The organism is Alcaligenes aquatilis (genome assembly GCF_003076515.1).
Taxonomy (GTDB): Bacteria; Pseudomonadota; Gammaproteobacteria; order Burkholderiales; family Burkholderiaceae_B; genus Alcaligenes; species Alcaligenes aquatilis.
In genome coordinates, this window is sequence record NZ_CP022390.1 from 3,286,426 (window position 1) to 3,302,677 (window position 16,252).

At 57.3% G+C, this 16,252-nt stretch carries 12 protein-coding genes and 1 tRNA gene; 5 read left to right on the plus strand and 8 right to left on the minus strand.

The window, feature by feature from the left end:
- Window positions 1-148: 148 nt before the first annotated feature.
- Together mnmH and selD are read right to left on the minus strand one after the other, a co-directional pair.
- A complete protein-coding gene (gene mnmH, locus CA948_RS15035; RefSeq protein ID WP_108728425.1) occupies window positions 149-1,243 on the minus strand; it encodes a tRNA 2-selenouridine(34) synthase MnmH in 1,095 nt (364 codons plus the stop codon).
- Window positions 1,243-2,277, minus strand: coding sequence for a selenide, water dikinase SelD (gene selD, locus CA948_RS15040; RefSeq protein WP_094197948.1), 1,035 nt, complete (start codon window positions 2,275-2,277; stop codon window positions 1,243-1,245). Before selD ends, mnmH begins: the two co-directional genes overlap by 1 nt.
- 240 nt (window positions 2,278-2,517) lie before the next feature.
- Between selD and CA948_RS15045 the strand changes: the two genes are divergently transcribed.
- Window positions 2,518-4,638, plus strand: a complete 2,121-nt coding sequence (locus CA948_RS15045; protein ID WP_108728426.1) for a TonB-dependent siderophore receptor — start codon at window positions 2,518-2,520, stop codon at window positions 4,636-4,638.
- Window positions 4,639-4,671: 33 nt separating this feature from the next.
- Here the strand turns inward: CA948_RS15045 and CA948_RS15050 are convergent, their stop codons facing one another.
- Entirely contained in the window at window positions 4,672-5,760 is a 1,089-nt protein-coding gene (locus CA948_RS15050; protein ID WP_108728427.1) for a hypothetical protein, read from the minus strand.
- Between the two features lie 208 nt (window positions 5,761-5,968).
- The gene (locus CA948_RS15055; protein WP_108728428.1) at window positions 5,969-8,227 is read right to left on the minus strand and encodes a FepA family TonB-dependent siderophore receptor; all 2,259 of its coding nucleotides are present in this window, start codon (window positions 8,225-8,227) and stop codon (window positions 5,969-5,971) included.
- A 359-nt stretch (window positions 8,228-8,586) separates the two neighbouring features.
- Here CA948_RS15055 and CA948_RS15060 point away from each other — a divergent pair, with 359 nt between their 5' ends.
- The 4 genes from CA948_RS15060 (at window position 8,587) to CA948_RS15075 (ending at window position 11,685) form a co-directional block, all read left to right on the plus strand.
- The gene (locus CA948_RS15060; RefSeq protein WP_238988607.1) at window positions 8,587-9,558 is read left to right on the plus strand and encodes a Bug family tripartite tricarboxylate transporter substrate binding protein; all 972 of its coding nucleotides are present in this window, start codon (window positions 8,587-8,589) and stop codon (window positions 9,556-9,558) included.
- Window positions 9,559-9,568: 10 nt separating this feature from the next.
- On the plus strand, window positions 9,569-10,180 hold the full coding sequence (locus CA948_RS15065) for a glutathione S-transferase family protein (protein WP_108728429.1): 612 nt from the start codon (window positions 9,569-9,571) through the stop codon (window positions 10,178-10,180).
- A gap of 30 nt (window positions 10,181-10,210) precedes the next feature.
- Complete coding sequence (locus CA948_RS15070; protein ID WP_094197943.1) at window positions 10,211-10,993, plus strand: aldolase; 783 nt, start codon at window positions 10,211-10,213, stop codon at window positions 10,991-10,993.
- A gap of 68 nt (window positions 10,994-11,061) precedes the next feature.
- Window positions 11,062-11,685 (plus strand): helix-turn-helix domain-containing protein, encoded by a 624-nt coding sequence (locus CA948_RS15075; RefSeq protein ID WP_094197942.1) that lies wholly within the window; start codon window positions 11,062-11,064, stop codon window positions 11,683-11,685.
- 48 nt (window positions 11,686-11,733) lie between these two features.
- On the opposite strand, the gene CA948_RS15080 is transcribed toward CA948_RS15075, so the two are convergent.
- The 4 genes from CA948_RS15080 to fdhE form a co-directional block, all read right to left on the minus strand.
- Window positions 11,734-11,829: transfer RNA gene (locus CA948_RS15080), tRNA-Sec, on the minus strand.
- A 70-nt stretch (window positions 11,830-11,899) separates the two neighbouring features.
- On the minus strand, window positions 11,900-13,819 hold the full coding sequence (gene selB, locus CA948_RS15085) for a selenocysteine-specific translation elongation factor (protein ID WP_108728430.1): 1,920 nt from the start codon (window positions 13,817-13,819) through the stop codon (window positions 11,900-11,902).
- Window positions 13,816-15,234 carry an L-seryl-tRNA(Sec) selenium transferase gene (selA, locus tag CA948_RS15090; RefSeq protein ID WP_108728786.1) on the minus strand — a complete coding sequence of 473 codons (1,419 nt, stop codon included), beginning with the start codon at window positions 15,232-15,234 and terminating at the stop codon, window positions 13,816-13,818. Before selA ends, selB begins: the two co-directional genes overlap by 4 nt.
- Window positions 15,235-15,313: 79 nt before the next feature.
- Window positions 15,314-16,240: a formate dehydrogenase accessory protein FdhE gene (fdhE, locus tag CA948_RS15095; protein WP_108728431.1), complete on the minus strand. Its 927-nt coding sequence runs from the start codon at window positions 16,238-16,240 to the stop codon at window positions 15,314-15,316.
- Window positions 16,241-16,252: the final 12 nt, after the last annotated feature.

Below are 16,252 nucleotides of genomic sequence, written 5' to 3' on the forward strand. Positions count from 1 at the left end.
CTTGCGAGATGGTAGGGGTTACCCTTTGTTTGCTCTTTGTGTCAGAGCAAGGACAGATTCTGACAAGAGTGGGTGCGGGCCAGTGTCAGTCTGTCGCTGATCTGCGATAAATGATGGCAAGCCTGGTGGGCTGGGCCTAAGGTGTGATTTAGCCGTGGCGACGCAAATAATTCAGGACTGCGTCGGCATCACCTTGAAAAATGACCCGATCGGCTTTTTGTTCACGTTGGTAGCTGTACATGGGGTCGTAGTACTGCGTCAGCAAGCCTCTAATCCAGTCCCGGTGGCCGTCCAGCGCACCACTGCGTTCCTGTTCCTGTAAGGTGGCATCCATGATGGCTGCCAACTGCTGGTAGCGTTGATGACCCAATCGCTTGGTGATTCGGGACAGGCTTTGTCGCAGTTGCTCGGCAAACAGGGCAAAGCCGGTTTGCGGGTTGGACTGCTGTGTGAATTCCGCGTGCAGATTCTGGACGTAGTCGCGCACAATGCGGGTAATGCGGTTTTCCAGACTGTCTTCCAGCCAGATAAGGGGCCACTGCTGCATCCCTCGGTACAGGTTCAGCGGCAGGCTGCAGCGACCTATGGTCTGGCTTTCATCTTCCAGCACAAAGCCTTGATGCCCTTGCGCTGTTTTCTTGAGCATGGCAATGGACAGGCGGTGTTCAAAGTTGATCTGACTGGGTTGAGCAGTGGCATGTTTACCAAAGCTGGAGCCGCGATGGTGGGCGTAGCCTTCCAAGTCCAGGCTGTGATCAAGCTGCTGCAACACATCGGTTTTGCCGGTGCCTGTCATGCCCCCCAGAATCTGAAAGCGGGCGCTGCTGACAGTCTGCTCCAGATTGTTCAGCAAAAAGCCGCGCATGGCCTTGTAGCCACCTATGACACGGGGGTATCGAATGCCTGCTTCTTCGCGTAGCCAAGTTTGTGTGATCTGGCTGCGTAGACCACCCCGAAAACAATACAAGTAGCCGTCGGGATGGGCTTGCGTGAACTGCGCCCAGGCTTGCAGGCGTTCTTCCTTGATCTGGCCGCTGACCAGCTTGTTGCCCAATGCAATAGCCGCTTCCTGACCATGTTGCTTGTAGCAGATTCCTACTTGATGACGTTCTTCATCGTTCATTAGTGGCAGGTTCAATGCGCCAGGAAAGGCCCCTTTACTGAACTCGATGGGAGCGCGAGCGTCCATCAAAGGCGCATTATTCAGGAACAGCTCGCGGTAGTGGTGGGTATCAGGGCGCATCAAGCGATTTCGACGGCGTGGGTTTTGGCAGGGATGAACTCCCCGATGGCTTGCAGTTGCAGGCCTAGTTCGGCAGCCGTGGCTATAAATTCGGCGGTGGCAGAAGGTTCTACCGCGACCAGCAAACCGCCGCTGGTTTGCGGGTCGCACAGGATATTGATTTGTTCCTGGCTAATGGGGGCGATGCGGTGGCCGTAGCTGTCAAAGTTACGTTGTGTGCCGCCGGGGACGCAGCCTTGCTCCAGGTAGTATTCGATGCCAGGCAGCAGGGGCACACGGTCCAGGTTCAAACGGGCCGTCAGGCCACTGCCGTCTGCCATTTCGATCAGGTGGCCCAGCAGACCAAAGCCGGTTACATCCGTCATGGCTTTGACGCCAGACAGTTGTGCAAAGCGGCTGCCAGGTTTGTTCAGCGTACACATCCAGTCGCGCGCCAGGTTTTGATCTTCGGGACGCAGTTTGGCCTTTTTCTCGGCGGTGGTCAGCACGCCAATGCCCAACGGCTTGGTCAAATAGAGCTGGCACCCTTCGGTGGCCGTGTCGTTACGCTTTAACTGGCCTTTATTGACCACGCCGGTTACAGCCAGACCAAAAATAGGCTCGGGTGCGTCAATGGAGTGGCCACCGGCCAGGGTGATGCCAGCGGCATCGCAAGCAGCACGACCGCCACGCACCACTTCACGGGCAACTTCGGGAGACAGCACATTGATGGGCCAGCCCAGAATGGCAATCGCCATAATGGGCTTGCCGCCCATAGCGTAAATGTCGCTGATGGCGTTGGTCGCGGCAATGCGGCCAAAGTCATAGGGATCGTCCACGATGGGCATGAAAAAGTCGGTGGTCGAGACAACGCCCGTTTCCTCATTCAAACCGTAGACAGCCGCGTCATCACGCGAGGTATTGCCTACCCACAGATTCGGGTCTACGTTTTGGGCACCACTGCCGGCCAGGATAATGTCCAGTACCTTGGGAGAGATCTTGCAGCCGCAACCGGCTCCATGACTGTATTGGGTCAGACGAATAGGAGTATCCATAGTGCTCGGGGGGGAGGTTGTGATCGGAACTTGTCATGGTAAATCGATAAATGCACTTAAGCGAGGTCTGGACGTCATGGACCGACCGACGGGTTTGTCTCCTGAGAGTGGTTGTGTCTTGAGAACGAGGTGACTTCGTGTCTGAGTACCTTCCTGTTTTTTACGAATGTTCGTGTTTTAAAATAATTTGTTCGCATTACAATAATGAGAACAATTCGTATTTAATTAATAGGGGAAGTCATGAAAGTAGTGGTTTGGGCTGGCGGGTACTCTATGGTTTTGGGGCTTTTGATGAGCGCGGCGCAGGCTCAGGAAACGCCTCAAGAGGTATCCACCCTGTCATCCATCAAAGTGCGGGCTCAAAATGAGAAGTCAGAGGGGACAGGCAGCTATCAGCAGCAGGCCGTTCCTCAGATTCTGAAGCTGCCAATGACACTACAGGAGCTGCCTCAGTCTGCAACGGTTATTACGCGACAACGTATCGAAGACCAAGGTTTGGATACCTTGGGGCAGGTCATGGAGCAAAGTCCCGGTGTCAGTCGCCAGCAATATGGTGATGACGGCGCAGGCTACACCTCATTTCAGGCGCGTGGCTTCAACATCACGAATTACGTGATTGATGGGGTGCCTACGACGGCTGCTGCCTTGCAAGGTTATGGCGGGGTCAGTGTCATGGACACTGCCATTTATGACAATGTCGTCATTGTGCGTGGTGCGACCGGCCTGCTCAGTGGAGCCGGAGAGCCGTCGGCATCCATCATGATGCAGCGCAAACGGCCAACAGCCGAGTTTCAAGGACAGGTTTCAGCAGGGGTGGGGACCTGGGACCGGTATCGGGGCATGGCGGATCTTTCAGGTCCGCTCAACGAGAGTGGTTCTGTGCGGGGACGCCTGGTTGCAGCCTATGATCAGTCTCGTTCCTGGAAGGAAGGCTACAAGGGTAAACGGGATGTTTTCTATGGTGTGATCGAAGCGGATCTGGGGGCGCGAACGGTAGCCAGATTAGGCATTGAGCACATGGATAATCGTTACGATGGATCCAGCATGCACGCATTCAGTGTCTCGGATACGGCCGGAAATCTGGTGCAGTGGGATCGCAGCGATTCTGCGACGGCAGCATGGGCGTACAGCAAACAGCGCCGAACGATGGCGTTTGCTCAACTTGAACACGAATTCAACGACGACTGGTCCATTCAAATGGCGATGGGGCGTTCTTGGCTGAATAACGAGCAGTTGTATGGTGTGGCCGCTCCGGCACCGACCCCGCAGGGACGCGGTTCCATGACGGCGGGTTTCAACGAAAAAACACCGACTCAAGATACGGCCGACATAACCATTACAGGGCGGTTTCAGGCGTGGGGACAAGGGCATGACGTTATGCTGGGCGCCAATTACTACGAGCTTTCCCGGCATGACACGGCTTATGCGCGTCAGCGTATCCCTATTGCGCAGATCAAAGACTTTGACCGTAACGTGCCGCGCCCGGACTTGAAAATTACCGGACCGGATAATCAGCGTGCGCGACAGTGGGGGGCTTATGCCGCAACGCGCCTGCGCTTGACGGACAAATTGGCCTTGATTGCGGGTGGACGAGTCACCAACTGGAAGGATCACTCCAATGCGAGATTACGCAAAGAGAATGGTGTGTTTACTCCGTATGCCGGTCTGGTTTACGACTGGAATGAGCAGTGGGCCAGCTATGCCAGCTATACGAAAATCTTCAATCCTCAGTCCAGCCAGGACAGAGACGGTAATTATCTGGATCCTGAACAAGGTACTAACTACGAGGTAGGGGTTAAGTATTTGTTCCCTGGGGAGGCGGCGTCCGCATCGTTGGCGGTGTTTCAGACTCGCAAGGACAATCTGGCTGTCGTCGATGGCAAAGAACTGACGCCTAGCGGTGCCCAGGCGTACACCGCTGCCAGCAATACGCGCTCTGAGGGGATTGAGTTCGAGATCAATGGCGAGCTTGCCCCTGGCTGGCAAATGGGCGCCGGCTATACCCATTACCGCTTCCGTGGTGCTGATGGCGAGAAGATCAAGACGGATATCCCGGCTGATCAGGTCAAGTTGTTTACGACTTATCGCTTGCCCGGTGCGTGGCATAAGTTGACAGTAGGAGGCTCTGTGCAATGGCAAAGCAAGATCTTTGATAATCAACTGACCGGCGTAGCCCGTGAAACCAACACACAGAAAGCCTATGCGGTGGTGGATCTGATGGCGCGATATGCCATTACGCCTCGGGCGGATCTGACCGTCAATTTCAATAATATTTTCGACAAAACCTATCGCCTGGCGTACAGCAGTCATACCTACGGCGCCCCGCGTAATGTGATGGCGTCCTTGCGCTATCAGTTTTGAGCTGACTTGTCCTTTTGGCTTTGCAAGCGCCAGTTATGGGAAGGGCAGGGGACGCACCACCTGGGCAAGCTGGTCCGCAGCGACCCACTGTGCAAACTGCTCGCCCAGGCGCTGGCTTTGTTCAACGGCGTGTTGCCAGGCCAGACGTCGATCTGCATCAGACAGACGCTTGTAGTCGGAACGATCGGGGATTTTGTGGTCTTGCAGACGCTGATAAAAGTGGGGCGTAGGGCATAACAAAATCAGATTATCCAGGCTGTGGGGACGACGGGCCTTTTGCCAGCGTGGCAGGTATTTGTCGAACCAACTGGCGCTGATTTTTTGCGTGAAATGGGGAAACAAGGTCAGTCCAGGGCTGTCCAGATCCAGTGCGCAAAAGTTGTAGTCCACCAGCCCCCCATCCCGGTAGAGCCCGGCGGGCCAGTTATGAGCGGCATCAACACCGTCGATGACCATTGGAATGGCGGTGCTGGCGGCCAAGGTTTGGAACAGATTGTGCTGATCCAGTGCCGCGTAGCGAGCCTGATCGTGATGCTTGCCGTGGATGGGCAAGGGGCTGCGGGTGTCGTGTACGATGACCCGCTCAAAGAACCAGCGCGGGATGGCCGGGTGCACATAGTTGCCGACCATGCAGCCGAGCAGGGCTGCGCCAAGCTGTTTTTGATTGCGGGAGTCTGCCCAGCCTTTGCTGCGTGCCACGGTAATGGCGAAGCGATAGCGCGGGTGGTTCAGGATTGCTGCTTGTGAGTCGGCGTCCCCGAGGAACGTTTTCAGCATAGTCTGGGTAGACCGGGTAATGTCCGCGACCGTGGAGTTGGGTAAAAAGGGACTGTGTATATAGAGCTGGGCAAAGTCCGCAAAAGCTTTGTACGGATCGTGTTGAGCCGCGCAGGCAAAACGCCAGGAGGCCACTGAGCTGCCAAACAACCATAGCGGTTCGTCATGTGTGTTGAGCCAGTCCCCAAACAGATACTGATCCAGCCCGGTCAAGGCCAACGCCTTGGGCCCGCCCGCGCTGCCAATTAGTGTGCTGATATCTTTGGCATGCAAACCCTGGTTTTGAATGTGACGATAGGCACGAGGCCCGGCGTAGATCGCGAGATCCGGTTCAATGTATGACAAGATCAGCTCCCGAATGTGATGGTTCTGTAGCCGGACGGATGGCCAACAAGGCTTTAGTCTAGCGTTGTTGGGGCCGGGCCGGGGGGAGCTGACTTGGGTTAACGCGGGGCAAGAAGCAGCCCCCGCTGCTCCCGTTGGGAAGGGCAGGGGCTGATACAACAAGAAGTCATTCGGACTCCCGAACGCGTCCGGGGTACAGCCAGACGCCTTAGAAGCTGGCCGTCAAGGTTGCGTAGTATTGACGGCCAGGCTCGTTATAGGTGTTGGCTCCTTGGCCGCTACCGGAGTCTTCACGGTACAAGCGCTTGTCGAACAGGTTGTTGACGCCCAGGCGGATATGGGTGGACTTGGTCACTTGATAAGCACCGCTTAGGCCGAAGATGGCATACGAACCACGTTCACGCAGACCATCGCCTGTGACGGTCGAGTTATTGGACAGGTTCTGTGAGCGTGGCTTTTGCTTGCCATACAGGGTGGCGGTTGCCAGCATGGACAGCTTGTCGTTCACGCGCCAATCCAGCGTGCTGTTCAGGGTGTAGCGTGGAATGACAGTCAAAGGCTGATTCGTTTCCTTGGACTTGTTGGTGATCATGTAAGTCAGGTTATTGCTCAGGCTCAGTGTCTCGCCGTTCTCGCCCAGGATCGGGATGGTCAGATTGCCTTCCAGACCACGGATCACGGCCTTGCCGGAGTTCACCCACTGGAAGGGACGCACCAGCGAGCCGCCGATGTTCACCGCATCCGGAATAGTCTGGTCGCCCATATCGGCCACAATCTTGTTGCTGTAGTCGTTCTGAAAGTACGTCAGCCCTGCTGCCCAGCCGGCCTTGTCGTAGGCCAGACCAATTTCCTTGTTGATGCTGCGCTCGGGTGACAGATCGTCGTTACCGAAGATGTAGCAAGGGCCGCTCACGCGTTGGCCTGTTACGGGGTCGTACGGGCAACCGTTACCGCGCGTCTGGTACAGGTAGTTGGGGTTGGACTGGTACAGGTTAGGTGCTTTGAAAGCGCGGGCAATACCACCTTTCAGGGTCAGATGGTCGGTCAGGAAGTAGGAGGCGTTCAGGCTGGGGCTCCAGTTGTCGCCAAACTTGCTGTGGTGATCAAAGCGGACACCGGGGGTGACGGTCAGTGCTTCAGTCAGCTCGATATTGCCTTCCACATAGGCGGCAGTGGTGCGAGCCTTGCTTTTGGAGTCAGCGTTCTTGTTGATGGTCTGCCCAGAGCGGGTGGCGTAGTCATCATCCAGGCGTTGGTCGCGGTGTTCAAAGCCCACGGTCATCAGCACGTGCTTGTTGGCGATCTGTAAGGGCGTGTTGTATTCGCCGGACAGGTTCAACGAACGCAACTCCGATACGGAACCTGCACCAGGGTTGGAGATACTGCCTTCGCCACCTCCGGCCAGCCCTTCATTCAAGCGGGAGTTGGTGGTGCCTTCATAGGCAAAGGTAAGCCGCGAACGACGGCCTTGGCCATAGTCCCCATAGTGGCTCAACGATCCAGCGCGGCGATACATGATGTTGGTTTCGGCCCCGTCATCGGCCAATGAAGCGATGGTGGCATTGCCGTTGGTGAACAGACGCTCGCCAGCAAAAATATTGCCTTGGCGACTAAATGAGCCTTCCAGTTCCAGGCGATGGTCGCGGTTGATATCCAGGCGGACCAGGCCGTTGATGTCTTTGTTACGCACACCTTCGCGGCCTGCTGGAGGCACGTTTGTTTCGCTGACATTAATGCCGGAGGATTTAGCGTTCAAGGCAGGTTTGTCTGCATCGGTTTTGGCGATATTGCCGTAGACGCGGAAAGACAGTTTGTCGGCGATGGGGCCAGACAGGTTAAAGCCGGTGCGACGTGTGGAGCCGTAATCGCTGTCCTCGGGGATTAAGCCATAGGCGGTTACCGAGCCGGAAAAGGTGTCGGTAGGCGCTTTTGTGATGATGTTCACCACACCACCGGCGGCACCGGAGCCGTAGCGCGCGGCTGCCGGCCCACGCAACACTTCAATGCGTTCGATGGCGTTGACAGGGACCCAGTTGCTGTCGCCACGGGTATTACGTTCCCCGTTACGCCCCATGCGAATGGAGTCCCGAGAGCTCACGGGCTTGCCGTCAATCAGGATCAAGGTGTTTTCCGGACCCATGCCGCGTAAGTCGATCTGGCGGCTATTGCCGTAGGAGCCCGATGGGCTGTTCCCGGTCAGGTTCACACCGGGCATGGTGCGGATCAGTTCGGACAGATCGTTGGCGGGAGGACGTTTTTCAATATCGTCGGCGGTGATAGTGGACACGCCAGGAGCCTGTTTGACGGCCTCTTCTGCCGATGGCAAGACACGGATTTCTTCTAGTGAGGTGACCCCACCACGCACGCTGGAGGTTTGTGCCTGCGCATTGAAACTGGCTGCCAAGGCCGTGGCGAGCAGGCCTAATGCAAAGATCGGGCGGCGAGCCGGGAGCGTCAATACATTCATAATCTCTTCCCTGATAACGATAAATATAATGAGAATTGTTCGCAATCAGCATTTTGTTTAAAAATGTGTTGCTTGTCGAGAAAGCTGACGAATGTGTGGTGTCAGAAACACGGGCTGCACGGACGAGCCTTCGATAGTGGTCTGGACAATTGTTGTTCTATAGGAAAAATTCTGTTTTTTTTCAGAAAGCTGTCATGTCTAGAAAAGCGGTATGAGTCCTGAAAATACGCATGCCGCTTCTTTTCTTGGGCCTTATAGAAGTCTTAAAGGACATTAATTTCTTTATTTGACACGGCGGGTCATTTTTGATGAGAATGTGTCCTGAACAATTCAAACTTAAAAAGTTCAGGAGACACTTCATGAAAAAGATTTTTGGTTTAGCGATGGCCGGGTGGGCGACCTTGATGATGATTGCGGGGTCGGCGCAGGCAACGACGTTTCCCGCCCAGCCGTTGCGTTTGATCGTGCCCTTTGGCGCAGGAGGCATTACAGACCTGGTGGCACGCCTTCTTGCCCAGCAGTTGGGCAAGGAGTTGGATCAGACCGTGATTGTTGAAAATAGGGCCGGTGCTGGCGGCATGATCGCCGCTCAGGCTGCGCAAAATGCCAAGGCGGACGGGTACACCGTGTTCATGGGGACCGTAGGCACACAGGTGGTCAATCCCTTGCTGGCCTCCAAGATCAACTACGACCCACACGCTTTTGTGCCTATCGGTATGGTGACGGGGTCTCCGTATGTGCTGGCAGTTCGTTCGGATCTGGGTACAGAGACCTACGCCCAACTGGTCAGCCATGCCCGGCAGGAGCCGGGTCTGCTGAACTTTGGGTCAGCAGGAGTCGGGAGTTCTCCACATTTAGGGATTGAGCTATTCAAGCTAACGGAGAAACTTGATGTGCGGCATATTCCCTTCAAGAGCGGGGGGGAAGCGGTCAGCGCCGTGGTGGGCCGCCATGCTGACATGGTGATGGATGCCATTCCAGTGATCATGCCGCAAGTGAAGGCGGGCAAGCTTCACGCCCTGGTCTTGGCTGATAGCCAGCGTTCCCCGGCTGCTCCTGATGTCCCTTCCAGCGCGGAGTTGGGGGCACCTGAGCTGCGCATCAGTTCCTGGAACGTGTTGCTGGCTCCACCCGGTACGCCACCGCAGATCGTTGCAGTGTTGGAGACGGCATTGCAAAAGACACTGGCTGACCCGCAGTTCAAAGCTCATCTGGAGCAGCAAGGCAGTCAGGTCTACACCGGAACCCAAGACGAGTACCAACACTTTATCGCGGCCGAGCGCAGCAAGTGGCAGCGTATTGTGCAGACCGCAGACATCAGTCTGGAGTAAGGAGCAGACGATGAACCAACCGGCACTGGAGCTTATCGACACGATCTATACCGGCAATGGCTGGAAGGTACGACTGCTGTGCGGCTATCTGGGTATAGCGCTACAGCGGCGCAGCCTGTCCATCGTGGAGGGGGATCTGGATACCGAGGCGTTTCGGCGTATCAACCCTTGGGGACAGGTGCCGGTATTGCGGACTCGGGAGGGGCCCTGGCTGGCGGAGTCGGCCGCCATCTTGTGGTATTTGGCACAGGGTACGGCGTTCTTGCCCGCCGATGCACTGGCCCAGGCACAGGTTTTGCAGTGGTTGTCTTTTGAGCAGACGCAGCATATGGCCAACCTTGCCCAGCCAAGACTGTGGGTGACATTGCGCGGCACGATGGCGGTGGATGCTCCTGCGGTGTTGGCGTGGCGTGAACAGGGCAACAAGGCTCTGGCTCATATGGAGGCGCATTTGCAGCGACATCGCTATTTTGTTGGAGACAGGCCCAGCATCGCGGATGTTGCCTTGTTTCCCTATACCTGTATGGCGCAGCAAGGTGGTTATGAGCTGCGCTGCTATCCATCGGTCCGACGTTGGCTTGAACGTATGCAGGCCCTGGCGGGTTATGTCCCGCTGTTGTGAGCAGGATTGTCATTTACAAAAGGAGTGGTTATGAGTGACACCATGAGCTTGTCTAAATCTGTGCTGATTGAACAGGCACAAAGTCAGATGCAGGCAATTTTTGAAATCCCTGAACGCAGTGTTCCCGAAAAGCTTGCGCTGACTTGCCGTATTCTTTTTGATGGTGGCCATGACTCCGGGCTGGCTGGCCAGATCACCGCACGCGGGGAACAGGAGGGCACGTACTTTACCCAGCAGTTGGGCCTGGGTTTTGATGAGATCACCTCGACGAATGTTTTGTTGGTGGACGAGGACCTGACCGTGTTGAAAGGGTACGGCATGCCTAATCCGGCAAACCGCTTTCACTCCTGGGTGTATCGTGCTCGACCCGATGTGAACTGCATCATTCATACGCACCCCCTGCATGTGGCCGCCCTGTCCATGCTGGAGGTGCCGCTAGAGGTCTCTCATATGGACAACTGCCCCTTGTATGAGGACTGTGCATTTCTGAAAGATTGGCCTGGTGTGCCCGTGGGCAATGAAGAAGGGCAGATCATTGCTGAGGCCTTAGGCGATAAACGTGCCATTTTGTTGTCACACCATGGCATGTTGGTGGCAGCGGCCTCAGTAGAAGAGGCTTGTGTTCTGGCTTTGCAATTTGAGCGTACTGCGCGCATGCAACTGTTGGCGATGTCCGCCGGAAAGATTCAGCCTATTGCGCCGGAATTGGGTCGGGAGGCTCATGACTGGATTTTGAGGCCGCGTCGCTCCGAGATCGGCTTTGAATACTATGCCCGTAAAGCGCTGAAACGCCATACGGATGTTTTTGAGTAGAATAAGAGGCTGCTTTTTTCTACGCGCCCTGAGGCTGGCCTCGGGCGCCACACCTCTTTTTAGCCCACATGACCCATCTTCCCTTTCGCTTGCGCGCTCTGCGTCGCCAACATGGCTTGTCGCTGGAGCAATTGGCTCAGCGTACTGGTCTGACTAAAAGTTATTTGTCCAAGCTGGAGCGGGCCGTCAGTGCGCCGTCCATCTCGACTGTGGTCAAGTTGGCTCAGGCGTATGGCATGGGGGTGTCGCAGTTGATCGGAGAGGCGGATCTGGATCAAGACGAAAGTGTGTGTGTCGTGCGGCGGCACGATCGTATGCCCTTGCCCAGCGTAGCTGGCCATAGCGTTTACCGTTACGAGAGCATGGCCGGGCGGCGACGCTTTCGTTTGATGGATCCCTTTGTCATTTACCCTCCGCATGATCACCAGCAGCCTGCGCCAACGTTCCCGCATGGGGGAGAAGAGTTTTTGTTTGTGATTCAAGGGCAAGTGCAAGTGACCATTGCAGAGCACAGCATGACCTTGGAGACGGGCGATTCCGTTTACTTTGACTCGGAGCTTCCCCACAGTGTGCTTAGCTTGGGGGATCAACAAGCGCAGGTACTGGCGGTGACGTGCTCTGACTCGGGGCCAACAGCAGGGCGTCGTTCAACGCCTGAGACGCAGGCTGAGCCCACACAGACGTTACCGTAGTTCAGGGCCTGCGGGGCGTGCCAGTGTGCTGGAGGCCGCTGCAGAAATTGGCGGAAAGCAGCAGGAGTCGAACCTACCTGGGAACGTCTGACGCCCCCAACCGGGTTTGAAGCCCGGCCGTGCCACCGGGCACGGATGCTTTCCTTCAAGAGGCCCTATCATACGTTAGGGCCGATTACGCTTCAACGATCAAGCCTATGATCAACACGCTGCATCAGTCAGCTTGTGTCCAGGCTTCGCCGCGTAAGACGTGGCGATCACGTACACGTCGTGTATAGCCGACGCGATCAAAAAATTCCAGGATCTGAATGGCCCGTTTGCGGCCCAACCCCGTTGCGTCCCGGAACTGCGCGGCGCTGACGCCTTGGCCGCTGTGCAGCTCCTTGACGATATGGGCCAAGACTGCGATTTGGCGACGGTGGTAGAACAGGTCGTGCACGATCTGAAACAGTTCGCCTTGGCGCACCAGTCGGCGCAGCACGTTGCGAGTCTGGTCTTCCGGGTACTCGGTTGCTTTGGCCAGATCGCGTGTCCACGGAGGATCGAAGCGGCCTGCCTCGATCAAGGGCAGCAGGGCGGCAGCCAGGGCTTCATCTTCGGGACTCAGGGTGACGCGGTGTCCCGGCGTATGCAACCAGGCCCCTTGGCGGGCCAAGCGCTGTTCCGCCAGCAGGTGCTCGGTCAGCAGTTGCCAGATGGCGTCGGGCATGGTGGGGGCGGCCATGCGTCGCAAGCGGCTGATGGACAGGCCCGGTTCGTCCGGATTGCGCTCGTGATACTGCAGCACCACGCTTTCTATGTGCTGACACAGCGTTTCCAGGCGCGCATCACTTAGCAAGATAGGCTGACTTTGTGGGCGAGATCCGGTGCGCCAGCGGGCATTGGCAGGGGCGCTCAAGCCGTGTTGAGATCCTCCCGACAGACGCAGCAGTGTCGCTTCGTCCAGACCGTAAGGTGCGTGGGCCAGCAGGCCCTCCAATGGTCCGCCGCGCGTCCATTGTGCCAAGGCCTCCAGCCAGGCAAGACGCGTCGTAGAGCGTCGTTTGCGGTCCGGTGCATTCGGGTCCAGCGCAATCCCGCCGCCGACCGTTTCGCTGGCCTGGGCATTACGCAGGATAAAACGCTCGCCCGTTACGGTGCAGATGGGACGGTCAAAGACCAGTTGGACTTTGCCGGTCTGGCCGGGCTGCAAGGATTCGCCATCCAAAGGCACGGCATGGGCCGTCAGGTGAGCGGCCCCCATGTGGACATGCCAGGGCGACCAGGTGCGTAGGGCGGGAATATCTTTATCCAGCAGGCTCAGCTCCACGTCGATACGTGTGGAGGGGATGAAGCAGCGAGCGTCGGCCAGCCAGTCGCCACGCTCGATATCCTGTACATCAATTCCACCCAGGTTCAGGGCACAACGCTGGCCGGCGCGGGCCTGGCGCGAAGCCTGGTTCTGGGCATGAATACTGCGCACACGTACCGGTGTGCCGCGTGGCATCAGGCGCAAGTCCATCGCCGGGCCATCCAGATCCAGTACGCCATCGTGCACCGTGCCGGTCACGACCGTGCCGTGGCCTTGCAGGGTGAAAACACGGTCAATGGCCAGACGGAAATAGCCTTGGCCATCCTGTGTGGTGGATTGCATGGCCTGTGTGTGCAGATGCTGGCGTAACGCTTCCAGACCGGGTTTGTCCTCGGACAGGGCATCGACAACGAAGACGGGCGCATTGTCCAGAAAACTTCCTTGGACAAGTGTTTGCAGCTGGGCTTTGACGGTTTCAATCCGAGCGGCATCGGCGCGATCCGCCTTGCTCAGCACGATGGCTCCGGCGTCTAAACCCAGTAGTTGCAGCACCGCCAAATGCTCGTGGGTTTGCGGCATGACGCCATCATCTACGGCCACGATCAGCAGGCCAAAATCAATGCCGGTTGCACCTGCGACCATGGTGTGTACCAGACGCTCGTGGCCGGGAACATCAATAAATCCCAGAATCTGCCCGTCGGGTAAAGGCGTATAGGCATAGCCCAACTGGATGGAGATACCGCGCTTTTTTTCCTCTTCCAGACGGTCGGTATCCACACCCGTCAAGGCGCGGATCAAGGTGGTTTTGCCGTGATCAATATGTCCTGCAGTACCAACAATCATGCTTGCTCGCAGATCAGTTGTGCGCTGAAGTCAGCTTCAAATTGTTCTTCCAAACAGCGCAGGTCCAGCCAAAAGGCATCTTGCGCAATGCGCCCGATAACGGGTTGGGGCAAGGTACGCAGGCGTTTTTCCAGTTGAGTCAGATGGCGACCCGGACGGCCTGTGCCTGTATAGGCAAAGCGCAATCCAAAGCTGGGCAGCACGTCTTCAGGCAAGGCACCGCTGCCGATCTGACTGAGCATGGCGGTGGGTTCGACAGCAAATTGTGTTCCTACCCATTGCTGCAAAACAGGTGCCAGACGCAGCGCCTGGGCGCGCATCTGCGCCGATGGCCGGGTCAGCAAACGAAGGGTGGTCAGGTGTTCGGGTAGGCGCTCGGGCGAACGGTACAAGGCCAGTACCGGTTCCAGCGCGGCCAGTGTGATTTTGCCTACACGCAAAGCGCGTTTGAGCGGGTTTTTCTTGATCTTGGCGATCAGGTCTGCGCGGCCTACGATCAGACCGGCCTGGGGGCCACCCAGCAGCTTGTCGCCGCTGAAGGTCACGATATCGGCCCCGGCTTCGATGGTTTCACGCACGGTGGGTTCGGGCGGCAGGCCCCACTGGCTGAGATCCACCAAGGTGCCGCTGCCCAGATCCACGCTGGTGGGCAGGCCGTGTTTCCTGGCGATCTGTGCCACTTCCTGGACAGAAACGCTTTTGGTGAAACCTTTGACGGCGTAGTTGCTGCAATGCACCTTCATCAACATGGCGCTGCGCTCGTTGATGGCGTTTTCGTAATCGGCTGCGTGGGTACGGTTGGTGGTGCCCACTTCATGCAGGCGGGCACCGGCGCGCTTCATGATGTCAGGGATACGGAAGGCACCGCCAATTTCTACCAGTTCGCCGCGCGACACCACGGTTTCGCGCCGGGGACTCAGGGTGCTGAGCATCAGCAGCACGGCGGCGGCGTTATTGTTGACCACCGTGGCGGCTTCAGCACCGGTCAGTTCGCAAAGCAAGGGGTTGATCAGGTCATCCCGGTCGCCTCGGCCACCGGTTTGCAGATCGAACTCCAGATTGGCGGGCGAGCGCATGGCCTGGACAACAGCCTGGATGGCTTCATCCGGTAGCATCGCACGCCCAAGATTGGTGTGCAGCACGGTGCCGGTCAGATTGAAAACCGGGCGTAGCTGTAGTCGGGATTCTTCTTGTAGCTTGGCCTGCAGTGCTTGGGCGAGCTGGGCGGGCGCCAGGTCCTGAGGACGTAGTGCTCCCTTGAACAACGCATCCCGCAGTATTTGCAAATGGGCGCGAGTTCTTTGACTGAGGCGTGTGTGACCGAACTGGCTTAGTAAAGGCTCGAACTCTGGCGAGCGCAGTAAGCGATCCAGGGAAGGGATATGGGTGGGGGAGAGTTCAGGAGTAGGGCTCATCATTCAAAGGCAGGCATTTGAGTCTATGGGCAGGGTCCGTCAGCTACGCCTTGCGTACAAGGCGTAGGGGAATCTTAGCTTAAGACTGCTGCCAAAGAAGCGGATTACCGCTGGCGCGGGAATAGCCTTCTTCGCCCATCAAAACGTCCAGAGCCAGACTGGCCAGGTCGTCCGCCACCGGGTCTATGCCCAACTGCTTTTCCTGGTAGAAGATTTTGCGGTAGGTATGGCAGTTGTCGCAGGACTCGGCCTTGATGCCTTCCGGGCCATCTTCAATGGCGTGGTAAGCCACGCTTTTCGTGCTTTCGCAGTGCGAGCAGGTCACACGTACCAGATGCCATTCCACGCTGCAGCGTGGGCAGCACATATAGCGGCAACCATCTTCACGACCACCCACACGTACCACGCTGGATACGGGCAGGCTGCCGCAGGACGGACATACGCCAAAGGGGCTGGTCACCGACAGTTGGCCTTCGGTCAGCGAGCAGGCCAGATGCGTCCAGTAGACCTGCAAGGCGGCCATGACAAAAGGTGCGGCGGCACCGTCTTGTTCAGTCAATTGCTCGGCCAGAATCGCGTCAGCCAGATCTTCCAGCTTTTGCGGGTCGGACTGGGCCTTTTCAAGCAGACCCTGGCAAACTTCTTGGGCAGCAGCAGGCACATCCGAGGTCTGGATCATGTGATTGAGCAGGCTGCTCAGAATACTGAGCCACTGCGGATCGCGCTTCCAGCCCGAGGCCAGCAAGGGCGGCATGCCGTGGCGTTGTGCCGTTTCCAGCACATCAGCAGGCAGTTCGGCAGGGGCAAGCGCAGTGAGCTGCTTGTGCTGCCCGTCCACCAGATGCGCCAGCAAGAGCAGGTAGGCACCGACGGGATTGTCGGCAGACAATTGACGCAGACGTGCTGCCCGGTCTGCAAAGACGCTGGCTCGCACAGGCAGGCGCAGTCGGGGGATGGAAGTGTGGTCCAGACTTTCGATTTCGCCGCGCGGAAGGATGCGTTGCAAGACAGACTCCTG